The organism is Nocardia crassostreae, assembly GCF_001613405.1.
GTDB lineage: Bacteria > Actinomycetota > Actinomycetes > Mycobacteriales > Mycobacteriaceae > Nocardia > Nocardia crassostreae.
In genome coordinates, this window is the sequence record NZ_BDCH01000017.1 from 299244 (window position 1) to 322235 (window position 22992).

Below are 22992 nucleotides of genomic sequence, written 5' to 3' on the forward strand. Positions count from 1 at the left end.
CCTTCTGTGTGAGAACGTCGTTCAGTTCGAGAGTGCATCGAGATACTGCTTCGCGCGAGCCGGCAGGACATATTCCCCCTCCTTCTCGATCCGCTCGTACAGGCGCTCGACCCGCTCGTAGTGGTCGTCGAGGTTCTGGTCCAGCAGGTGATATTCGGACTTGTTGTAGACCCCGAACTGAAGATCGGTCATCAGCCCGAAAGGGTTAATGTGGTCGTTGTGCCTGCTGCCGAAGACCAGTCGCAGGAACTCGTCGATATCCTCGTAGCCCAATGTGGCCAACAGGAATTCGAGCGAGGCGCGTTTCCGCTCGATCTGGTGATTGCGTTCGGCGGGATCCACGATGAAATCGAGACCGCTGGTCATGCCCGCCGGGTAGTGCACCTTGTTGAAGCAGCGGAAGTCGATGGTCAGCCGGTCCTTGGGCGAGCTCGGCAGGGTGCCGTCGCCGTGTGCGCGGTAGTTGTCGAACACCAGCGCGTCCCCGATGCGGGAGTCGCAGTAGTAGCCCGGTGACGGGGTGTCGGCGTACCGCTTGGACCAGTACTTGGCCATGAGGAAATCGCGCACCGTGGGCAGATCGATCTCCGACAGCTTGCCTTCCAGGAACAGATAGAGGTCCTTGTCGACCGCGGCCTTCTCCTCGCTGTCCAAACCGTATTCGAGCATCTTCTCGTAAACGTACTGGAGGTTGGGCGCCTCCTGTTCGGCCTCCTCGAAGATCACGAACGGCTGCCGGTCCAGCGGCGTCGGGGTCAGCGCGGTGTGGAAGCTGCGGTATTCGGTGGGGAATCCGAGCTGCTTCTTCACCAGCGACGGAATCTGCAGCGCGATACCGCTGGCGGCGTGCGTACCGTAGGAGCGCTTGTCGGCGGTGACCACGAAGGCGTTCACCACCGCGGTCTCGACCTCGGGGAAGTGCTTGTAGACGATGTCCTGGTTGAGGTCGTAGAAGCGCTTGGCCGAGGGGATGAACAGCACGCAGTTCTCGAACATGGTCGACAACGGGAAGTAGTTGCCGATGGAGGCCTGCGCGTAGCTCTCCTGAATGACGGCCTGGCACCGCAGTGGCCGCGCCAGGTTGTCGGCGAGATCGTCGTCGAGGTTCATCTGCTCGACCACGGTCGGGGTGTTCTCGGGATAGAACACGCACGGGTTGAGCGCGCGGTGCGACGGCAGCCGCAATGCCACCTCGGCGGCGTCCACCGGGTATTTGTCCAGCACCGGCACGAGTTTCTCGGCGTGGGCGGCGGCGGACGAGTGCAGGAAGGTACCGCTCTTCTGATAGGTGCCGGTCATGGCCGCGGCCGCGGCCCGATCCTGATCCAGCGTTTCACTCATGACTGCTCTCCTGTCGATCCGATCCGGTGCGCGTAGCGCCGGACGTACTGCTCGTCGATCGGCGGCGCCGGATGCCGATCGGCTCCGAAGACGTGCTCGCCCACGGGCATTCCGGCGAGCATCCCGGCCGCCTCATCGGCGGTGAGGCCGTCCACCACGGCCGCGATCCGGGCCAGCGGACTCGCCGAATGCGCGGCGGCGTGGGCCAGTGCCCGATCCCGCCAGTCGGCGAACGGCACGATCTCCGTCCCGCCGAGGACCGTGCCGAGCAGCTCGAAGAAGCCGCCGAAACTCGGCGCGTGCGCATTGACGTAGTCGTAGTCCCGGCCGGTCCCGGGATCGTTCAGCACCACTTCGGCAATGGTCCGGCCCAGGTAGTCGACCGGCAGCACGGCCGCCAGATCGGTGTCCAGGGCCGGGAAGCTGCCCATCTCGATACCGCCCGCAATGAGGTTGTGCAGGAAATCGCCTCGGTCGAGCCGGAAGTGGCCGCTGCTCGCCGCGGCGCTGACGAACGGCAGCCGGTGCACCGAGGCGCGCGCCCCGCGCCAGCGGGCCGCGGCCGCCAGTTGCTCGGCCATGAACTTGGAGGTGAGATAGCCGAATTCGCGATCGTCCTCGCCGACCTCGTAGCCGAGGTACTTGGGCAGTGTGGCGAAGGTGGAGATGACGTGCACCGTCTTGGCGCGCCCGCGCGCGGCCAAGCGCAGGGCCTCGTGCGCGCCGATCACATTGGGGCCCAGGTAATCCTCCAACGGCCGCATCCAGTCCACCAGCGCACCGGAGTGGCAGATCGCGTCCACCCGGTCCGCCAGGTGATCGAAGTGCTCCGCGCTCAGCCCGAACAGCGGCTGGGTCAGGTCGCCGACCACCGGATTGAGCAGCGGTGCGAACTCCGGCCGCCACAGCCCGTAATCCTCGAGGGTGGTGACGAGGCGCTTCAGGGCCACTTCGGCGTCGTCGGCGCGAACCAGGCAGTAGGCGATGCGATCCGCGGCGAGCAGTTCGTGCAGCACGAAGGCCCCGACGAAACCGGTTGCGCCGGTGACGAAGACCGCGTCCGGCCGGGCCGCGATCGCGGCCGTATCGCCGAACCGCAGGTCCGGATCGAGGAAGCCCCTGCGGACCGCCGTCATATCCCATCCCGGAGCCTCCGGGACCGGTTCCGCCGCTGCCGCCTCGACCGGAACGGAGGCCCCGGCTTCGAGCAGTTTGGCCAGCAGGAACTGGCTGAGCGCCTTCAGGTTCGGATGATCGAACGCGATCTTGGCGGGTAGCGCCAGACCGGTCAGATCCGCCAGCTGATTGCGCATGAGCACCGCGGTCAGCGAGTCGATGCCGATGTCCTGCAACGGCAGATCGACATCCACGTCCTCGGGTGCGGCGAAACCCAGTGTCTTGTCGATCTCTTCGCGCACCAGCCCGAGCACCACGGCCGAATGCTCTTCCGGCGCGGCCTCACTCAGCAGTTTGCGCAGATCCGCACCGCCCGCGCCCCGAGCCCGGCCGGTGGAGCCGCCGCTCAGCAGCGTGCGCAGCAAGGGCGGAATGCCGCCGCGCTCCTCGTAGTAGCGCTGCAACCGATTCAGATCGAAGGCGGCGGCCATGGTGAGCGCGCGCCCGCCCCGCACCGCCGTTTCGAGCAGTTCCAACCCTTCGTCGGGCGCGAGCCGATCCAGGCCCAGTTGCGCGAACCGGATGCGATCTGTCTCGCTCAGCCCGGCCGCCATACCGCTGCCCTCCCAGGGCCCGAAGGCCACCGAGGTGGCGGGCAGGCCCTGCGCCCGGCGCAGGTGCGCGAGCGCGTCGAGGAAGGCGTTGGCGGCGGCGTAATTGCCCTGGCCCGGCGCGCCCATGATGCTCGCGATGGAGGAGAACATCAGGAACAGGTCCAGATCCAGATCCCGGGTGAGCGCGTGCAGATGCCAGGCGCCGTCGAGCTTGGGCGCGCACACCGTGTCCAGGCGTTCCGGCGTCAGCGCCGACAGCGCGCCGTCGTCCAGCACGCCGGACGCGTGGACCACACCGCGCAGCGGCCGGTGCTCGCCGAACAGGGTCAGGACGGCTTTCAATCCGTCCGGATCCGCCGAATCACAGGCGATCACGGTCGCTTTCGCGCCGAGATCGGCCAGTTCGTCCAGGATGGCGTCCACGCCGGGGGTGTCCAGGCCGCGCCGCGAGGTCAGCACCAGATCGCGGACGCCGTGCGCGGATGCGAGCCAGCCCGCCACGCGGCGGCCGAGATCACCGAGACCGCCGGTGATCAGCACCGCGCCATCGGTGCGCACGAACTGCCGCTGCTCGACCGGCAGCAGCACCACCTTGCCCACATGCCGGGCCTGGGCCATGAAGCGCAGCGCCTCGGAGGTATCGGTCATGGGGAAGGTGCGCAGCGGCAGCGGCTTCAGCTTGCCCGCCGCGAACAGTTCGGCAATGGCGGTCAGCATGCGCCGGGTGCGGTCGGGACCGGCCTCGGGCATGTTGTAGACGGTATAGGTCACGCCCGGGTGGTGCTCATCGATCCAGGACTGATCGCGGATATCGATCTTGCCCATTTCCAGGAAGCGGCCGCCGTCGCCGAGCATGCCCAGACCGGCGTCGATGAATTCCGTGGCCAGCGAATTCAATACGACATCGAAGGCATTGCCCGGCAGCGTCTTTCCGAAGTGATCGACGAAGCCCAGATCGCGCGAGGAGGCGATGTGGGCGTCGTCCAGGCCCATGTCCCGCAGCGCATCCCACTTCGGCTCGCTGGCGGTGCCGTAGACCTCGGCCCCGTGCAGTCGCGCCAATTGCACGGCCGCCATGCCGACGCCACCGGCGGCGGCGTGCACCAGGACCCGCTCCCCCGGCCGCAGCGCGCCGAGTTCGTGCAGCCCGTACCACGCCGTCAGGAAGGTCATGGGAATGGTCGCGGCCTCGTCGAAGCCGAGCCCCTCCGGCTTGCGCACCACCAGGCGGGCGTCGGTGCTCACCTCGGAGCCGAAGCTGCCCCGGGCCAGGCCCAGGACCGGGTCGCCCACGTGCAGATCCTGGACATCCGCGCCGACTTCGGTTACCACACCGGCGAATTCGAGACCGAAGGCCGGAATCTCGACCATGCCGAGGGCATTGAGCACATCCAGGAAATTGACGCCCGCGGCCTTGACCTCGGCGCGAATCTCATTGGCGGCCAGTGCCTTGGGCTGAATGGCTCGGACCGTCAGCGGCTCGTCCAGGCGGCCCTTGGCGGCGATCTCCAGCTGCCACGCACCCTCGGCCGGAATCTGTGGATCCCGGGATGCACCGGCGCGCCGCAACTTCGGCACCAGCACCTGCCCGTCCCGCAGCGCGCATTCCGGTTCGGCCGCCAGCATGAGAGCGGGCGGGAGCGAGGTCCGGTCGGAGTCCTCGATACCGAGATCGATGAGGCGCAACTGCAACTCCGGATGCTCGTTGCGAGCGGTGCGCATGAGGCCCCACAGCGGTCCCGCGCCCAGCCCGGCGGTCGCGTCGTCGCCGCCGGAGCCGACCGCGCGCCGGGTGATCCACACCAGCGGCGGTGCGAACCCGGACTCGGCGGCGGCCTGCACCTGAGCGAGGGCGGCGGCGGTGAACTCGTGGGCCTGCGTCAGCACGTCCGCATCCGAATCCCACAGGCAGAACAGGCCGTCGAGATCCTCGGCGCCTTCCAGGTCCCGGACCTTGATGACCTGAATACCGGCCCGCGACAAGGCCGTCTTCACCTCGCGCGACCAGGACACCTCACCGGCGGGGCACAGCATGCCCCACGAACCGCCCAGCCCGACGGTGTCGGTGTCGACCGGACGCCAGCCGACATCGAACTGGAAGCGGTCCACCCCGGTCGCGGCCAGCCGCCGCAGTACCGCCCGGTCCACGCGCCGGGCATGCAGCCGATGCAGTCTGCCGACACTCACCCCGGCGGTGTCGTAGATATCGAGCGAGGCCCAGAATTCGCCGTCGCCCAGCTCGAATGCGGCCACCCGGACCCAAATTTCGCCCAGGCCGGGCTCGCGCAGCGACAGCCGTTCCACCTCGAAGGGCACGAACAGGTCGTCACAGGTCTGCTGCCGCAACCGCTGGGTCAGCAGCAGCGAATGCATGGCCGAGTCCAACAGCGCCGGATGCAGACCGTAGCCCGGGGCCGCGGACTGCGCGTTCTCCGGGAGCACCGCCCGGGCCCAGACCTCCCCGCCGACGTGCCAGGCCTCGTCGATGCACTGGAAGGTCGGTCCGTAGCCGTAACCGAGATCGGCCAGATCGGCGTACACGGCCGAGACATCGATGCGCTCCGTGCCACGCGGGGGCACCGCGACGGTGGCGTGCGTGCCGGTATCCGGCTGGACCAGCACGCCTTCCGCATGCAACTGCCAGTCGCCGTCACCGTCCTCCGGCGCACTGTAGACCTGCACCGGACGGCCGCCGCCCGCCGCCGCGCCCACGGTGACCTGCAAGCGCACCGGCACCCCGGCGCTCAGCACCAGCGGCGCGAAGAGCACGACATCGGCGACATCCCACTCCCCCACCGCGACCGCGTGCCCGGCGGCGCGCATGGCCTCGAAGAACGCGGTGCCCGGCATGAGCACCGCGCCCATGACCTGATGCTCGCGCACCCACACCGGTTCATCCGCCGCCACGACCGTGGTAAACACCGATATCTCGGTGCCCGCGATGGTGACGCCGCCACCCAGCAGGGCATGGCCGGTGTCATTCAGGCCCGCGCCGACCGCGCGCTGCACCGGCGGTTCGAACCAGAAGCGCTCACGCTGGAAGGCGTAGGTGGGCAGGGCCACCCGCACGCCGCCGAAGGGCTCGAAGTAGCCGTTCCAGTCGATCGGCACATCCCGCACATGCAGTTCGGCGAGGCTGCGCTGCACGGTGGCCGCGCCGTCCTTCCCGGCCAGCAGCGAGGGCACCCAGCCGACCGATTTCTCCTCGGCGAGGCAGGCCGCGTCCATACCGGACAGCACCGGCTGCGGGCCCAGCTCCAGATAGGTGCTCACGCCCTGCCGATGCAGGGTGCGGATGCCGTCACTGAAGCGAACGGCCCTGCGGGCCTGGCGAATCCAGTACTCGGGTCGTTCCAGTTCGCCCGGTTCGGCGAGCTCCCCGGTCAGGCTGCTGACAATGGTCAGCTCCGGCGGGTTGAACCGCACGGTCTCGGCCACCGCCCGGAAGGCCGCCAGCATGGCGTCCATATGGTGCGAATGGAAGGCGTGGGACACCGTCAGCCCCTTGGTCTTACGGCCCGCGGCGGTGAAGTGCGCCGCCATCCGCTCGACGGCGGCGGCATCGCCGGACACCACGGTCTGGGCCGGGGTATTGAGACCCGCGATATCGACCTTCCCGGACAGCCCCAAAGTCGCTATCGCGTCGGCGGTTTCGTCGGGGTCGGCCTCGAGGGAGGTCATGGCGCCCCCGCCGGGCAGCGCCTGCATCAGGCGGCCGCGCGCCGCCACCAGTCGGCAGGCGTCGCCCAGCTCGAAAATCCCGGCGAGATGGGCGGCGGCGAGCTCGCCGATGCTGTGCCCGAGCACCAGCTCCGGCCGCACGCCCCAGCTCCGCCACAGCCGCGCCAGCGCCACTTCGAGCGCGAACAGGGCGGGCTGGGTGAAGTCGGTGCGGTGCAGCAGGGCCGCCTCGGCACTGCCGGGCTCGGCCCACATCACCTCCAGCAGCGGCCTTTCCAGGTCGGTGAACTGTGCCGCGATCTCGTCGAGAGCCTGCCGGAACACCGGATAGACCGCGGCCACGTCCTTGCCCATACCCGGCAGCTGGCTGCCTTGGCCGGTGAAAAGCATGGCGAGCCGCGGCTCTTCGGCATGTTCCCCGGTGCGCACCGCACCGGCCGGGGCCTCACCCGTGCGGGCGAAGGAGGCCAACTTGTCCAGCAGTTCCCCGCGGTCCCGGACGGGCAGCACCAGCCGCCGCCGGAAATGGGTGCGGGTGGTCGCCAGCGAGCGCGCCACATCGACGAGATGGTCCTGGATCTTCATGCCCAGATGCCGGTGCAGCGTCTCGGCCTGCTGCCGCAGGGCGGTATCGGTATAGCCGGACACCAGGAACGGCACCGTCTCCGGCAGCGGGGCCGCTATCGACTCGGACATCAGCCGCCGCGGCGGTTCCTCCACGATCACATGCGCATTGGTGCCGCCGATGCCGAAGGAGCTGACCCCGGCGCGGCGCGGGCGGCCGTTGGGCTTCCAGGACCGGTTCTCCCGGACCAGCGCCATATTGGCGTCGTCCCAGTCCACCGCGGGGGTGGGCGCGGTGACGTGCAAGGTGCGGGGCAGCGTGTCGTTGTGCATGGCCAGCACGACCTTCATCACCCCGGCCAGACCGGCGGCGGCCTGGGTGTGGCCCAGATTGGACTTGGCCGAGCCGACCCACAGCGGATCCTCGTCGGTGTGACTGCCGCCGAAAACCGCTGCCAGCGCGGTGCCTTCGATGGGATCGCCCAGTTTGGTGCCGGTGCCGTGCGCCTCGACATAGTCGATATCGCCCGGTTGCAGATCGGAGGCGGCCAGGGCCGCGCGAATGACCCGCTGCTGGGCCGGGCCGCTGGGCGTGGTCAGGCTGGCGGCGTGGCCGTCGTGATTGACGGCGGTGCCGCGCAGCACGGCCAGAATGGGGTCGCCGTCGCGCTGGGCGTCGGACAGTCGCTTGAGCACCACCGCGGCGGAGCCCTCGCTCCAGCCGGTGCCCTCGGTATCGGCGGAGAAGGACCGGCAGCGGCCGTCGGGTGACATACCGCGCAGGCGGCTGAATTCCACGTGCAGTTCGGGCGAGAGCATGAGGCTCACGCCCGCCGAGACGGCGAGGTCGCATTCGCCCTGCCGCAGGGCATTACACGCGAGATGGGTCGTCACCAGGGACGAGGAGCAGGCCGTGTCCAGGGTCAGCGTCGGGCCTTCGAGACCGAAGACGTAGGAGACGCGACCGGACATGGTGCCGCCCGCCGAACCCGGCCCCACGTAACCGTCCAGATCGGTCAGGCCACCGGCGAGGGTCAGGCCGTATTCGTGATAGGCCGAGCTCTTGCCGACGCCGATGAAGGCGCCGGTCTGGCTGCCGCGCAATTTTTCCAGGGTGTAGCCCGCGCGCTCGAACGCCTCCCAGCAGGTTTCCAGCACCATGCGCTGCATGGGGTCCAGCGAGCGCGCCTCGCGCGGTGAGATGCCGAAGAACGGGGCGTCGAACAGGTCGATGGGCGAGACGAAACCACCCGCGCGGCAATATGATTTGCCCTTCGCCTCCGGGTCGGCGTCGTAGAGCGCGTCGGCGTCCCAGCGGTCCGGCAGCACCTCCACAATGCCGTCGCCGCCGCGTTCGAGCAGTTCCCAGTACTCCTCCGGCGTGGTCACCTCGCCGGGCAGGCGGCACGCCATGGCGACAATGGCGATGTCCTCGTCGTAGGCGGCCCGGCGGGAGGCCGTAATACGTTGCGGGCCCGACTTTCCCGCGCCCGCCAGATCGGCGGCCAGGGCTTTGACGGTGAAGTGCTCGAACAGTTTCGCCGAGGACACCCGCCGCCCGAGCAGCCGCTCCAGCTCCGCCTGCACGCGCACCGCGCGCAGGGAGTCACCGCCGATCTCGAAGAAGTTCTGCGTAATGCCGATGCGGTCGTGCCCGAGCACCTCGGACCAGATGGCCAGAATGTCGCGCTCGAGTTCGGTGGCGGGCTTGGCCGTGACCTCGATCCCGGATACCGGATCCGGCAGGGCCTTTCGGTCGATCTTGCCATTGGGCGTCAGCGGGAAGTCGTCCAGTTCGACGAAGAACGCGGGCACCATATAGGCGGGCAGGCGCGCGGCCAGCCAGGGGCGCAGCACGCGACCGAGGGCGAGCTTGGCCGGTTCGCCGACGGCGGGCACATTCGCGTAGCCGTCCAGCGCCGCGCGATCCATCGGCGCGGCGGCGTGGTAGCCGAGATCCGGTGTAGCGCCCGGATGCCAGAAGACGGCGTCCATGCTCCACTTGCCGCCGTAGCGGCTGGGCAGCACGGCCATCTCCAGGCCGGACCCGGTGGCGAGCGCGGCGAGATCGCGCGGATCGATCCAGGACGTGACGGCCGGTTCGCCCAGGGCCGCCGCCACCCGGCCGTGCACCTCCCGCAGCCGGGCATTGAGGATGCCGTTCAGGCGCAGTGCCTGTCCACCGGCCGCGGCGAGCAGTTCCGGCAGCACGGCGGTGTCGAGTTGCTCGGCGCGCCAATCGTTTTCGGTGACCTGGGCACCGGCGGCGGGACCGTCCCCGATGTGCAGGGTGACATCGAAGCGGTAGCGGGTCATCTCGTTGACGTAGCGGCCCTCGCGCAGTGCGATATCGACGCGGGTGATGCGCGGGAACAAGCTCGGCAGATTCGCGAAGTACCCGGGCGCCAGCGCCAGCTCGCGCTCCGAGCGCGCGGCGCGGGCGGCCCGCCGGGCCAGGTCCGCGGGATCGATCCGGCCGTCGGCGCGGAAGTCGATCACATCGGCGTGGAAGACCTCGAGCAGCGACAGATCCCTGATGTCCCCGAGGAATACGCGGCCGGTGCCGACCGCCTCGCTGGCCCATTCGAGCACCGAGGTGAGGTAGTCGGCGGAGGGGAAGTACTGGGCCACCGAGTTCACGATGACGGTGTCGAAGGATCCGGCGGCCACCTCCGGCAGCCGGTGGGCCGGGCGCTGTTCACACATCACGTGTGGCAGCGAGGACAGATGCGCGCGGGTCATCTCCACCGCTCGCTCCGAGGCGTCCACGGCGTGATACGAGCGACAGTGCGGTGCGATGGCGAAGAGCATCAGCCCACTGCCGGAACCGATTTCGAAGACATGCTCCGGCGCGTGGGACAGAATCCGGCGCACCGAGCTCATCTGCCAATCCCGCATCTCGCTATTGGAGAACGGCGCGCCGTCATAGCTGTTGTGCCAGCCCGCCGGATTGAAGGTGGCGTCCTCCGCCGCGGTGGCGTAGGCGCGATCCCAGGCGCCCGCCCACTCGGCGACGGCCTCGCCCGGTACCCGCCCGGAATCGGCCGCGGGGACGGTGTCGCGCACACAGTAGGCGACCAGCTGTTCATTGCGCGCCACCACCACGGCCCGGGAGATCTCCTCGTGCCCCGTGACGGCGGCCTCGATCTCCCCGGGTTCGATGCGGTAGCCGCGCAGTTTGACCTGGCTGTCGTCGCGGCCGAGGACGCTCAGCTGTCCGGGCGCGAGGAATCGGGCCACATCGCCGGTCCGGTAGAGCATTAAGGGATGGAAGTGGTTGTCCACGAACCGTTTTCGCGTCTCCTCTGCGTCACCGCGATAGCCGCGCGCGACCCCCGCGCCGCCGATGCACAGCTCACCCGGGAAGCCGAGCGGCACCGGCGTCAGATCCGCGCCCAGGACATAGAGCTGGGTATTGGCGATCGGATCGCCGATCAGCACCTCGGTGTCCGCGCCGACCCGCCAGCTGCTCGACCAGACGGTGGTCTCGGTGAGGCCGTACATGTTCCACACCTCGCCGCCGCAGGCGAGCAGGCGATCGGCCAGGCGGCGCGGCAGCGCCTCACCGCCGCACAGGATCTTGGCCAGGCGGGGTTCACCGCGCCAGCCGGAATCCAGCAGCAGCTGCCAGGTGGCCGGGGTGCCCTGCATCATGGTGACGGCGTACCGGCGCACCAGGGCGAGCAGGGCCGCGGCATCGATGGTTTCGTGCGCCTGGGCGATGACCGTGGTCGCGCCGCAGAGCAGCGGGGCGAACAGTTCCAGGACGGCGATATCGAAGAAGACGGTGGTGACCGCCAGCAGCCGGTCGGAGTCCGCGCAGCCGGGCCGCCGCCGCATCGAGGCCAGGAAATTGCACAGCGCGCCGTGCGTGATCTCCACGCCCTTGGGCCTGCCGGTCGATCCGGAGGTGTAGATGACGTACGCGAGATCCTAGGCGTACACGTCCCGGTCGAGGCCGCCGGTCTCGTCGGAGCTGTCGCGAGCGGCATCGACGCTCAGGCACAGCGCATCCCGATCGGACAGGCCGTCCGGGGCGAGGGCCGGGGTGATGATGAGCTTCGGATCGGCGTCCTCGATCATCTGGCGAATGCGCCGCGCCGGGAAGTTCGGATCGATCGGCACATAGGCCGCACCCGTTTTCAGGACGGCGAGCAGCACCGCCACCAGGTCGATGGAGCGGTCCAGGGCCACGCCGACCAGATCACCGCGCCCGATCCCCTTGTCCACCAGCGCATGCGCGATCCGATTGGCGTCGGCGTCCAGGTCCGCGTACGTCACTTCGACGCCCGCGCAGATCAGGGCGGCATTGCCCGCGTGGGCCGTCGCGGCCTCCGCGTAGAGCCGCGGCAGGCTGTGCCCCAGCACGGCATCGTCGACGGTGGCGTTGAATTCCTCTATCAGAGTGCGGCGTTCGTGCGCCGAGACGACCTGGGCGGCGCCCAGCGGGGTATCGGCGAGCGAGGGCAGCCGATCACACCAGTCACCGAACTGCCCGGCCAGGCGCTCGACGTCCGACCGCGCGAGACGTGCGGTGTCGTAGTGGAACTCGACGGTCTCGCCGTCCTCGAGCACCGCCAGCTCCAGCACCGGCCGCGCCTCGGCGGTGGCGAAAGCCGCTCCGCCACTGGAGATCACCACGTCGGGCAGCGCTTCCCCGCCGTGGCGGCGGAGCGCCTCGTCGCGACCGAAGAGGTCCCGGCGCACCCAGGGCCGCTCCTGCCCGGCGATGTACTCCGCGCCGACGGTGCGCAGATTCTCCGCGACCGACATCGCCGCGTCGAGATGCGCGGGCAGTGGCAGCCAGGCGGTGAACAGGTCACGATAGGCGGCCTCGAGGCCGTCGCGCGGCGCGGCCGTCCCGATGCGAATATCCGGGTTGCCGGTGGCGCGGCTCAGGAAGGCGCACCATGCACCGGCGAGGTACGCCGTCGCGGAAATCTGTTCCTCGTCAGCGATTTCCACGCGGCAGCGCACGGTGACCGGCCCGGTCGCGACCCGGGACCCGGCCTCCGGGGCGGGATAGTGCAGGCGATGGGGATCACCCGCGGTCAGGCGCGCGCGCCAATACTCCCCGGCCTTGGACGCCGCCTTGCCCGCGGCGGTGATCGCGGCGGCGGCGGACTCGTCCGGCGCGGCCAGGGTCATCCCGGGAGCGAGTCCGTAAGACGTTGCGAGAGTGTCGATATCGATCGGTTCGCCGTCCAGGGTGCTGATCCGGGTCAGATGCGCGACCCCGGCGGCGGTGCCGATCCGCACACCCGATGCCTCGTCACAGGTGAGGACCGCACCCGGTGCGACGGCATCGGCGGCGGGCCCGGCGTGCGCTTCCCGCACGGCCACGAAACGGCCGTCGATCATGACCTTGGGCCACACCAGGGGGCCGCTGAACGGACCGTAATCCGCGGCGCGCACCATGGCGGCTATCTCCTCGGCGGGGCGCTCCCAATCGATGAGTCCCTCGGCGGGGAACTGGGTGTGCCGGGAGAAGTACCGGCGCGCCGAAAGATCCTGGGGCGTGGCCGTTTCCCGGCCCTCGACGATCTCGTCGATCAGCTCGGCCAGGCTGGCGACGGCGGCTTCGTCGCACTTCAGGCCGAGCGAGAGCGCCGTCTCGTCGGTATCCATGGGCACCGGCACCCGCCGCAGGATGTCACCGCTGTCGACCTTGCCGCCGATGCGATGCCAGGTGATGGCATAGTCGCGGACACCGTCGGCAATGGCCCAGGAGGGCGCGTACAGCCCGGAATACTCCGGCAGCGGGCCGTAATGGTAATTGACGCTCATGCGCTTCGCACAGGCCAGCAACACATCCGGAACTATCGAATAGTTGCCGATACTCAGCAGCAGATCGCATTCCCACTCCGGCGCGAGCCGCACGGCCTCGCCTATTTCATGGTCCGGAATACCCACCTTGACGGCCCATGCGTGCGCGGTGGCGTCATCGGTAATCACCGCTCTGATACGGTGGCCTTTCGCCAAGAGGACTTCACCGCAGCGCGCCAGCACGCTACCGGAACCGATCAAAAGCACAGCTGTAGTAGACATCGGATTACTTCCGTTTTCTTACGCGAGGTCAAATCTATGTAGCTATTTGCGCATCAATGCGGCCACGACGAGCGCGCACAAGATGTTCACCGACAATGCGGCTATGAATACGTAATGGAATGAGGAAAGGTTTCCCGGTTCCGCGCTCGACAGCATGATCGCCGCGAAGCCTGCGACGCCGACGGCCCCGCCGATCTGGCGTGCCGCCACCGCCATGCCGAGCCCGGCCGCGAATTTCAGCGGTTCGACCGCACCGGCGGCGAGCGTGGACAGGCAGGTGAATCCGAGACCCAATCCGAATCCGCCGAGCAGCGCCGCGGGCAACCAACCGGTCCAGAAATTCGGTGTGGATCCGAACAGATTCGACGCCCAGATGGCATTGCTCGCCGCGAAGAGCAGCGCCGCCGCAATGGCGACCCGGACCTGCGTTCCCGGCGTGCGCAGGCGTCCGGCGGACAGCGAACCGGCCATGGAGGCGACGGCGCCGATGCACAGGGCCGCGCCCGTCTCCAGGATCGTCCAGTCCCAGATGGTGGTGGCGAACAGCGGCGCCGGCAGATTCCACGCGAACATGTTCGCGCTGAACAGGGCCAGCCCGAGGCAGGCGATCCTATAGGTGCGGCTGCGCCACACCGCGAGATCGACGGCCGGACTGACGTGTGCACGGGAACGCAGCACCGTGACGCCGACCAGCAGTAGTCCGGCCAGGCCCAGGCCGATGGTCCGGATATCCAGCCAGCCCCACTGCCCGCCCTCGGTGAGCGCGCTGACAATGCCCGCGATACCCACGCCGAGCGCGATGCTGCCGATCGGGTCCGGCCAGCGCGCCCCTGCCACCCGCACGTGCCCCGGCAAGACGGCCAGGCCACCGGCCAGCAGCGCGATGCCGACGGGCAGATTGACGAAGAAGACCCACCGCCAATCGAGTACGCGCACCAGCAGGCCGCCGATCGCGGGACCGAGGACCGCCGAGAAGCCCTCCGCCGCGGACCAGATCGCCACCGCGCGCGGTATGCGTTCGCGCGGGGTGGTGGCCAGGATCAGGCCGAGGGCCGCCGGGATCATTCCGCCCGCCGCCGCGCCCTGGAGGAATCGCCCGGCGATGAGCAGCCCGATGGTCGGCGCGAGGCCGCAGACGAGGGAGGCGAGCGTGAACAGGCCCAGCGACCAGAGCAGGACGGTCCGGCCGCCGACACTGTCGGCGATCCGGCCGGCCGGGGCCAGCAGCGCGGCGAACATGACCGCGTATCCACTCACGACCCAGGTCAGGGTATCCAGCGGCGTGTTCTCGAAATCCTGCAGAATATCCGGAAATGCGAGATTGACGACGGTGAAGTCGAGAAAAGCCATGAAAGTAATTCCGCTGCACATCGCCAGGACGCGCGCCGGAACGATTTCGCCGATTACACGCTTTCGCTCTAGTCCGGCGTCAGCCATGCAACCCGCTCCGGCCGGAAAGCGGAATCGGGCATTACTGTATTGGATCCGGAATTATCGCCGGATCCGGAATTCGGCACCATTGTGCCTCTTGCGCAGTTGAATAGCGCCCGGTCCGTTGTACGGAGCGGATGCATTGTACTCGGGGACTACGAGTGGTCATGCCCGATGCCTCAAACTAACGGAAAGCGTATGTGATCCAACACCCTTTCGCAAGGGTGATCGAATGATTACGGGCCACATAACCCAGGTCACGACTGTGTGGGATTCCCACACCGATAGTCGGGCGCTCTGAAATGTTAACGCTCCATCTCTATCATTATGAATATGAAATTAGCGACTGGTCGGTTTTATTACTTGTGAGCGGTACAGAAAAAAAGAAGCGGACGGTATTGTCCGATCGCATGAACGAGGCCGTCGTAGTCGGATACGCCCGCATTCCCATCGGCAAGTTCGGCGGGGGCCTGGCCCCCTTCGCAGCCACCGAGCTCGGGAGCAAGGCCATTGCCGGAGCCCTCGACCGCGCCGGGCTGCCGGGTGATCGCGTCGAGTACACGGTCATGGGACACACGCTGCAGGCGGGCGCCGGGCAGATCACCGCCCGCCAGGCCGCGGTCGGCGCGGGCATACCGCTGAGCGTGCCCGCCGAGACCATGAACAAGGTGTGCCTGTCCGGTACCACCGCCATAGCGCGGGCCGCCTCGCTGATTGCGCTGGGCGAGTTCGACATTGTGGTCGCGGGCGGCATGGAGTCGATGACGAATGCGGCCTATGTCCTGGACAAGGCACGCTTCGGGTATCGGCAGGGTGACGGAAACCTCAAGGACACAATGCTTTTCGACGGGTTGACCTGTCCGTTCGACCACAAGCTGATGGGCCTGGCCACCGAGGAGTACCGGGCGCGGTCGCATCACTACAGCCGCGCACGGCAGGACGAATGGTCGGCCCGCTCGCACGAACGCGCCGCCGCCGCATGGAAGAACGGCGCCTTCGCCGATGAGGTCGTCGGCCTCGAGGTCCCGCAGCGCAAGGGCGATCCGGTGGTCTTCGACCGGGACGAGGGCATTCGCCCGGACACCACGGTGGAGAGACTCGCCGGACTGCGACCGGCTTTCGCCCCCGACGGGACGATCACTGCGGGCAGCGCCTCACAGACCTCCGACGGCGCGGCCGCCCTGGTGCTGATGTCGCGCGCGAAGGCGGCGGAGTTGGAGCTGCCGGTGCTCGCGACCATCAAGGCGTGGGGCACCACCGCCGGGCCGCTGTCACTGCTCCCCCAGCCGTCCACTGCGATTCGCAAGGCCGCGGCGAAGATCGGCGTCGACCCGTCCGGACTCGACCTCTACGAATTGAACGAGGCGTTCGCCTCCGTGCCCATGGCCGCGGTCGACGATCTCGGACTGAACGAGGACCTGGTGAACGTCAACGGTGGCGCCATCGCGCTGGGACATCCGCTGGGCTGCACCGGCGCTCGCATTATGGTCACGCTCATCAACGCGCTGCACCGCCGGGGTGGTGGTCTGGGTGCGGCCGCACTGTGCGGTGGCGGTGGACAAGGCGATGCCTTGATCGTCGAAGTGGCCTGACCGCCCGGCCGCCGGATCAGCACCGCTGCGCGATCTTTCGCGGTATCGGCCCCGGGAGAGCATGATCGATCGTACGATCGGCGAGCGGACCGGACGTCCGCTCGAGCACAGTAGCCGGGGTGATCGCCGATGCCTGCCGTCCTGGAAGCCGAGGGGCTGGTCAAGCGGTACGGCGGCGTGGAAGCACTGCGCGGAACCAACTTCCGGGTCCATGCCGGTGAAGTGGTCGCGCTCATCGGGGACAATGGCGCGGGCAAGTCCACGCTGGTGAAATGCTTGTCCGGCGCCGAACAACCCGATGGCGGCCGGATTCTGCTGGACGGCAAGCCGGTGCGCATGGCCTCGCCGACGGCGGCGCGGCGGCTCGGGGTGGAGACGGTGTACCAGGATCTGGCGGTCGCGCCCGATCTCGATCCGGCCGCCAATCTCTTCCTCGGGCGCGAATTGTTCCGGAAGGGACTGCCGGGCCGGTTCGGGATGCTGGACCGCAGCGCCATGAGAACCCTAGCGGCCGAACACTTCCAGCGGCTCGGCGTGATGCTGCCGCGGGCCGATGTGCCGATCGGGGCGCTGTGGGGCGGACAGCGCCAGACGGTGGCCGTGGCGCGGGCGGTCATGTGGGCGAGCAAGGTCGTCTTCATGGACGAGCCGACCGCCGCCCTCGGCGTGGTGCAGCGCGAACGCGTGCTGGATGTCGTCCGGCGCGTGCGCGATCAGGGCGTCGCGGTCGTGCTGATCAGCCACAATATGCCCGAGGTGCTGGCCGTCGCCGATCGCATCGAGGTGCTGCGACTCGGTCGGCGGGTGGCGCGCTTCACCGCCGACGCCACCTTGGAGCAGCTGGTCGGCGCCATGACCGGCGCGCTGACCACCGAGGATGATCCGGCATGAGCGGTCAAGCCCGGAGGCGCCGCTCCACCTCCCTGCGCTTGCGCAGCGTAACCACGCAGGGCTCCGCTCATGCCGCGAATAGGCACAGCATGAGGGAGGCAGCGTGGCCGTGAGTGCCGATAACGATATTGCCGAGTTGCCCGCGCCGACCCGGTGGCAGCGGCTCGCGGGGGCGAGCACGCTGTGGATCGGGATCGTGCTGGTGGTGCTGTATCTCGCGTTCAGCATTCTGCGTCCGAATGCCTTTCCGACCCGGTTCACCTTGCAGACCCTGCTGATCGAGACCTCGGTGCTGCTGGTGCTGTCGATCGGGATGACATTCGTGATCATCACCGCGGGTATCGATCTGTCGGTGGGCATGGTGCTCATCTTCTCCGGGGTGGTGGCCGCCAAGACCATGGAACGGCTCAGCCCGGGCGGGGAGGCCACCGATGCCGGGTGGGGTCTCATCGCCCTCGGGCTGGTGATATCCCTTGCGGGCGGCGCACTGTGGGGGCTCGTCAATGGATTCCTGGTGGCCAAGGCCAAGATTCCGCCCTTGATCGTCACGCTCGGCTCGTTCGGTGCGGCCCTGGGCGCGGCGCAGCTCATCACGGACGGCGTCGATACCCGCACAGTGCCCGAAAAGCTGCGCAACTCACTGGGTTTCGGCACCGTGCTGAGCGGCGTCCCGATTCTGGTGCTGGTGGCCGCGGCGGTGACCTTGATCGGCGCCTGGCTGCTGCACACCACCCGTTTCGGCCGCTACACCTATGCGATCGGCTCCAGCGCCGAGGCGGCCCGGCGGGCCGGTATCGGCGTCACCCGCCATCTCGTCCTGGTCTACCTGATGGACGGATTGCTTTCGGGCCTGGCGGTTTTCATGAACTTGGCGTATTTCGGCACCACCACCATCGCCGGGCACACCACCGACAATCTGGACGCCATCGCCGGTGTCGTGATCGGCGGCACCAGCCTGTTCGGCGGGGCGGGATCGGCGCTGGGCACCGTGATCGGGGTGTTCATCCCGTCGGTGCTGCGCAAGGGCTTCGTCATCGTGGGCGTGCCGGTGTTCTGACAGCCGATCGCGGTGAGCGTCGTGCTCGTGGCGGCCGTGTGGTTCGACCAGATCCGCCGGAGGTCGCGAGACCGGAAATAACACAACGCATTTCGGAAAGAGGGCCTGACGATGAGGACCGGTGGACGAGCGGCCGTGGTGGCCGGGGTCATGGTGACGGTGGCGGCGCTGGTGGCGGGATGCGGTGGGTCGGTGAGCAATTCCGGCGGCGGCGACGCCAAGCAGCTGGTGCTCATTCCCGGCGTGGCCAATGAACCCTTCTACATCTCCATGCAGTGCGGCGCGCAGGCCCGGGCCGAGCAGCTCGGATACACCCTGGATACGCAGGCGCCCACCCAATTCGACGCCTCCCTGCAGACGCCGATCGTCACCGGCGTCATTGCCACCAAGCCCGGCGCGATCCTCATCGCGCCCACGCACGCCTCCGCCATGGCCAGCCCGATCGAGCAGGCCAAGAACAGCGGCATCAAGGTGATCGAGGTCGATACCGCGCTCGAGGACAAGTCCATCGCGCTGTCCTCCATTGCCTCGGACAATGTCGCGGGCGGCGAACTGGCGGCGCAGACGCTGTCGAAACTGGTGGGCGGCAACGGTTCCGTCCTGGTGATCAATACCAAGGCGGGCACCTCCACCACCGATCAGCGCGCCCAGGGCTTCGAGGACGAGCTGAAGCGCAATCATCCCGGCCTGACCTCGCTCGGCGTGCAGTACAACAATAACGAGGCCGCCCAGGCCGCCTCGATCGTCACCGCCACCCTCGCGGCGCACCCGGACCTGGTCGGTATCTTCGCCACCAACCTGAGCTCGGCCGAGGGCGCGGCCACCGGCCTGCGCAATGCGGGCAAACTCGGCCAGGTGAAGGTGGTCGGCTTCGACGCCAGCCCCAAGCAGGTCCAGGACCTGAAGGACGGCACGGTGCAGGCGCTCATCGCCCAGAATCCGGGCGATATCGGCAAGCAGGGCGTCGATCAGGCCGTGGCCGCGCTGGAGGGCAAGCCGGTCACCCGCACCATCGAAACCAATATGATCGCCATCACCCAGGAGAACCTGAGCAGCAACGAGCAGTACTTCTACAAAAGTAGTTGTTGACGGGGCACGCACCCTGGCGGGTCAGAGATCCGACTCACCCCGAAACGAAAGCGTGGCGAAGCAGGGCTCGGCCGGGTCGAGCTTGCCCTGCCGTGCGCGTAATCCAATATCGCGAGCAGCGATCCCAACGGGCCGGGCACTGCGCGCACTGACAGGTAGCTATCGATGCGCAGGCGGTGGCCCAGCGCGATGGCTGCATCGGTGGACTGTAGACCGATTCCGAACGTGGTCGGCTGTCCGGGGATCTGCGGATCACGAGCACTGACGTCAAGCGGGTGGTACACCTGGATGAAGTCGCTTGTGCTGGTGCAGGTATTGCGCGCCGGATCCACGGCCCGCAGCGCGGCGGTGAGTTGACAGCTGGAGATGAGCGTTGAAGTGCCTTCGGGGCACAATCGTTCACCGAAACAGCCCAGACTCCGTGGTCGCGTCCAGAACGGTATTCAGACGCACGTTGATCGGGTTGGACAGCACCGTCGGCGCGATGGCCGGTGCGCCGCTTAAGGTCAGCGCTTTGGCTTCAGCGAAGCGCGAATCCAGTTCACAAGTCGCACCGAACACCGTTGCAGTCAGACCGGCCGTGCCCGCGGCGGCCCGGCGCGAGCACACGCTGCGCGGTCCGGGCCACGGTGAGCCCGTCGGGCGCAGCCACTGCGTTTGCGGCGAGACTGCCGCCGAACAGCGCACGGGCAGCTTTGCCACTGGAATTGACCGTCGGATACCGGTATTGGCAAGCGCATCGGGGATAGGCAGCTGCCGTGGCTGTCCAGCCACGGCTCTGCTGGAACGGGGTGACCGGGCCGAAGGAGTTTGATGCCAATGTCGGTTCCCCTGAGCCACTTGCCGATCCAGTCCGGCCGCAGCACCGGGTCACGGGCGGCGCGCCTGGCGAGCCGAAATCCTTGATGGCGGCGCAATGGTAGCCAGTGCCCTTGACCAGCTACCAATGCCCCGGCAGCACACCAGACGGCCGTCCTAGATACGCAGTTGGCTGCAGTCGACATCGTGCCAGCCGCCGATTAGCAAGTGGGCAGCATGATCCGGCTCGTATCGGATTGGCGTCCCCGATACGATTCACTGTATCTGGCTAGATCGACCGTCGCCAGGGGCAGCGTGGACAGGTCGGCGACGGACGGTAGCACATCCGCAAGCTGCGGCAGCAAGGTCACCGGATCGGCCAGCCATTGTGCGTCGAACCGCCCCTGCACGACAGCTTGTAGATCCCGATTGCCACGTGGTGGCGTTGACGAAGCTCAGCCGCCACCAAGTGCCGTGGAGGCGGTAGGCCGTTGCGCCGATAGTCGGAGACGCCGAGCCTGGTTCACCACCGCGGCTTTATCTTTCACGGTTCACGCTCCTCTAGCAGACCGTGATCGAACGTGCGCTTGGCGTGCAAGTGGCGGCAAAAACCTGGGCGGAAACTACTTCGGCCTCCGGGAGCCCATGGGTAAGGTTGATGCTGTGCAGTTGCGGTACTCGTACCGGATCGATCCGACGCCGTGCCAACGGTTGGCGTTGGCTCGTGCGTTCGGGTGTGCCCGAGTGGTTTACAACGACGCGCTGCGTATTCGCCAGGATGCACACCAGCTCGGCTTGCCGTACCCCACCGACGGGGAACTGTCCCGACAGGTGATTACAGCGGCGAAGAAGACTCCCGAGCGTGCCTGGTTGAGTGAGGTGTCGGCGGCCGTGCTGCAGCAGGCGCTCGCTGACGCGAATGTTGCCTTCCGCAATTTCTTCGCTTCGCTGTCCGGGAAACGGAAGGGGCCCAAGCTCGGTCCGCCCCGGCACCGGTCACGCAAGGACAACCGGCAGGCGATCAGATTCACCAAGAACGCGCCGTTCTCGATCACCGAGACCGGAAGACTGCGCCTGTCGAAGATCGGGGATATTCGGGTCCGCTGGTCGCGTGATCTGCCCGCCGCGCCGTCGAGCGTCACTATCATCAAGGACGCGGCCGGCAGATACTTTGCGTCGTTCGTGATCGACGTGACTGCCGACCCGCTGCCGACAGCAGGTGATGAAACGGGAATCGATCTCGGTCTCGAGCACTTCGCGGTGCTGGCCGACGGTCGCAAGATAGACTCACCGAAGTTTCTGCGGCGCGCGGAGGCGAAGCTGAGGCGACTTCAGAAGTCGCTGTCGCGGAAGGAGAAAGGCAGCAGTAACCGCGGCAAGGCCCGAGTACGGGTCGCCCGCCAGCACGCGAAGGTCGCCGACGCGCGACGGGAGTTCCACCACCAGCTCTCGACACGGTTGATCCGCGAGAACCAAGCGGTCTACGTCGAGAATCTAGCGGTGAACGGTCTCGTTCGCACCCGGCTGGCCAAGAGCGTGCACGACGCGGGCTGGTCGGCGTTCGTGAACATGTTGGAGTACAAGGCTCGACTGTATGGCCGCGCTTTCGGGAAGGTCGATCGATGGTTCCCATCGACGCGCACATGCTCGGCGTGCGGTGTGGTGGGTGCGGCGAAACCGCTGCGGGTGCGGGAATGGGCTTGCGGGTGCGGGGCGGTGCACGACCGAGATATCGACGCCGCCAACAACATCCTCGCCGCCGGACGGACGGAGAGACTAAACGCCTGTGGAGGCCAGGTAAGACCGGGAGTTATTCCGGCACCGGCCGGTGAAGCAGGAAGCCATCGAGGTGCCGAAATGAGCACGGTAGAGAATCTCCGCCCTCCAGGGCGGCGAGCACGTCAAAAGAGCGGTTGCTGACGGCTGGAGTCGGGTCGGGTCGCCCGTCTCCCCGGCGAACATCCCAACCTGACCATCGCTTGCCGGAAACCGGCTCCCGGTGGCATCCTGCATGAGTCGATACAACTGTCGACTCAGCGCCAGGTTGGTTGGTGGAGCGTGCTGACGTTCTTGTTCTCGAAAGGACAGCTCGTGCCCACCGACCATTACGATCTCTCCGGCGATGCCTACATCCCGGATCCCGAGCGCGATGCGACCGCCGTCGTCGACGGTTTCTTCGCCCACCTCGAAGCCGCGCTCGATGCTCGCGGCATCGACAACCTGATACCCGAAATGCGCACCCGCCTACCGGAATCCACCGCCGCCGAGGCGCACCGCAATGTGGACGCGGCGGCCGCGGCAAACCTCCGCATTACCCTCGCCCTGGTGGTCGCGTACCGGCTGTTGCGACCGCGACTCGGCCGCGACGAGTCGATCGCGCTGCTGCGGGCGGCGTTCGTCGAACCGCTCGGCGAGGCCGTGCGGACCGGCACCCGTTTCATGCTGGATGCGGCCCCGGATCCGTTCGCCGCCATGGTGGCGGTGTCCAAGTCGCGCGAAACCCACGCCTTCGGTGCGGGTTTCACCTTCGAGCGGCCGGTCGACGACGACAGCGGCTACCACGTCGATATTGTCCGATACTTCTATCACGAAGTGCTGGAGGCGAATTCGGCGGCGGAACTGACACCGATCATGTGCGATTTCGACGCCAACTGGATCGGCGCGATCGAACCGGATTCCCATGGTTTCCGATTCGACCGCGCCACCACCATCGGGCGCGGCGGATCGCACTGCCCGTTCCACTTCGACCGCACCCGATAGGCGCGGTCGA

At 67.8% G+C, this 22992-nt stretch carries 12 protein-coding genes and 1 pseudogene; 6 read left to right on the plus strand and 7 right to left on the minus strand.

Translation table 11 applies throughout. The annotated features are described in order from the left end of the window. Positions 1 to 21 precede the first annotated feature (21 nt). The 5 genes and pseudogenes from NC4_RS17895 to NC4_RS17910 all read right to left on the minus strand — a co-directional run bounded on the left by NC4_RS17895 (position 22) and on the right by NC4_RS17910 (position 14714). Positions 22 to 1341 carry a hypothetical protein gene (locus NC4_RS17895; RefSeq protein ID WP_067539428.1) on the minus strand — a complete coding sequence of 440 codons (1320 nt, stop codon included), beginning with the start codon at positions 1339 to 1341 and terminating at the stop codon, positions 22 to 24. Beyond that, positions 1338 to 10577: a beta-ketoacyl synthase N-terminal-like domain-containing protein gene (locus tag NC4_RS17900; protein WP_369690767.1), complete on the minus strand. Its 9240-nt coding sequence runs from the start codon at positions 10575 to 10577 to the stop codon at positions 1338 to 1340. The genes NC4_RS17895 and NC4_RS17900 overlap by 4 nt, the downstream gene beginning before the upstream one ends. A 69-nt stretch (positions 10578 to 10646) precedes the next feature. Beyond that, a pseudogene (locus NC4_RS44310) lies at positions 10647 to 11237 on the minus strand (AMP-binding protein); the annotation flags it as partial. A gap of 12 nt (positions 11238 to 11249) precedes the next feature. Beyond that, positions 11250 to 13364, minus strand: coding sequence for an AMP-binding protein (locus tag NC4_RS41675; protein WP_218021207.1), 2115 nt, complete (start codon positions 13362 to 13364; stop codon positions 11250 to 11252). A 42-nt stretch (positions 13365 to 13406) separates the two neighbouring features. Beyond that, entirely contained in the window at positions 13407 to 14714 is a 1308-nt protein-coding gene (locus tag NC4_RS17910; RefSeq protein WP_169814822.1) for an MFS transporter, read from the minus strand. 491 nt (positions 14715 to 15205) lie between these two features. On the opposite strand from NC4_RS17910, the gene NC4_RS17915 reads away from it, so the two are divergent. The 4 genes from NC4_RS17915 (at position 15206) to NC4_RS17930 (ending at position 19424) form a co-directional block, all read left to right on the plus strand. Next, positions 15206 to 16387, plus strand: a complete 1182-nt coding sequence (locus NC4_RS17915) for an acetyl-CoA C-acyltransferase (RefSeq protein WP_067539437.1) — start codon at positions 15206 to 15208, stop codon at positions 16385 to 16387. 129 nt (positions 16388 to 16516) lie between these two features. After that, on the plus strand, positions 16517 to 17278 hold the full coding sequence (locus NC4_RS17920) for an ATP-binding cassette domain-containing protein (RefSeq protein ID WP_067539441.1): 762 nt from the start codon (positions 16517 to 16519) through the stop codon (positions 17276 to 17278). Between the two features lie 109 nt (positions 17279 to 17387). Next, positions 17388 to 18335, plus strand: a complete 948-nt coding sequence (locus NC4_RS17925) for an ABC transporter permease (protein WP_218021208.1) — start codon at positions 17388 to 17390, stop codon at positions 18333 to 18335. A gap of 111 nt (positions 18336 to 18446) precedes the next feature. Continuing rightward, positions 18447 to 19424 carry an ABC transporter substrate-binding protein gene (locus NC4_RS17930; RefSeq protein ID WP_067539444.1) on the plus strand — a complete coding sequence of 326 codons (978 nt, stop codon included), beginning with the start codon at positions 18447 to 18449 and terminating at the stop codon, positions 19422 to 19424. Here NC4_RS17930 and NC4_RS44695 read toward each other — a convergent pair. Further along, the gene (locus NC4_RS44695; protein WP_169814823.1) at positions 19406 to 19819 is read right to left on the minus strand and encodes a CocE/NonD family hydrolase C-terminal non-catalytic domain-containing protein; all 414 of its coding nucleotides are present in this window, start codon (positions 19817 to 19819) and stop codon (positions 19406 to 19408) included. The genes NC4_RS17930 and NC4_RS44695 overlap by 19 nt on opposite strands. A gap of 4 nt (positions 19820 to 19823) precedes the next feature. Beyond that, complete coding sequence (locus NC4_RS40285) at positions 19824 to 20126, minus strand: hypothetical protein (protein ID WP_157554842.1); 303 nt, start codon at positions 20124 to 20126, stop codon at positions 19824 to 19826. A gap of 741 nt (positions 20127 to 20867) precedes the next feature. Here NC4_RS40285 and NC4_RS17940 point away from each other — a divergent pair. After that, complete coding sequence (locus NC4_RS17940; RefSeq protein WP_067539450.1) at positions 20868 to 22142, plus strand: RNA-guided endonuclease InsQ/TnpB family protein; 1275 nt, start codon at positions 20868 to 20870, stop codon at positions 22140 to 22142. Positions 22143 to 22313: 171 nt separating this feature from the next. Continuing rightward, on the plus strand, positions 22314 to 22982 hold the full coding sequence (locus tag NC4_RS17945; protein WP_067539921.1) for an L-2-amino-thiazoline-4-carboxylic acid hydrolase: 669 nt from the start codon (positions 22314 to 22316) through the stop codon (positions 22980 to 22982). The last annotated feature ends 10 nt before the right edge of the window (positions 22983 to 22992 follow it).

What these genes read in the sequence shown, in the direction of transcription:
- NC4_RS17930 (WP_067539444.1), top strand. Translation starts at nt 18,447, where the DNA reads ATGAGGACCGGTGGACGAGCGGCCGTGGTGGCCGGGGTCATGGTGACG.
- NC4_RS41675 (WP_218021207.1), bottom strand. Translation starts at nt 13,364, where the DNA reads ATGTCTACTACAGCTGTGCTTTTGATCGGTTCCGGTAGCGTGCTGGCG.
- NC4_RS17940 (WP_067539450.1), top strand. Translation starts at nt 20,868, where the DNA reads ATGGGTAAGGTTGATGCTGTGCAGTTGCGGTACTCGTACCGGATCGAT.
- NC4_RS17910 (WP_169814822.1), bottom strand. Translation starts at nt 14,714, where the DNA reads ATGGCTTTTCTCGACTTCACCGTCGTCAATCTCGCATTTCCGGATATT.
- NC4_RS17915 (WP_067539437.1), top strand. Translation starts at nt 15,206, where the DNA reads ATGAACGAGGCCGTCGTAGTCGGATACGCCCGCATTCCCATCGGCAAG.
- NC4_RS17900 (WP_369690767.1), bottom strand. Translation starts at nt 10,577, where the DNA reads ATGCTCTACCGGACCGGCGATGTGGCCCGATTCCTCGCGCCCGGACAG.
- NC4_RS17920 (WP_067539441.1), top strand. Translation starts at nt 16,517, where the DNA reads ATGCCTGCCGTCCTGGAAGCCGAGGGGCTGGTCAAGCGGTACGGCGGC.
- NC4_RS17895 (WP_067539428.1), bottom strand. Translation starts at nt 1,341, where the DNA reads ATGAGTGAAACGCTGGATCAGGATCGGGCCGCGGCCGCGGCCATGACC.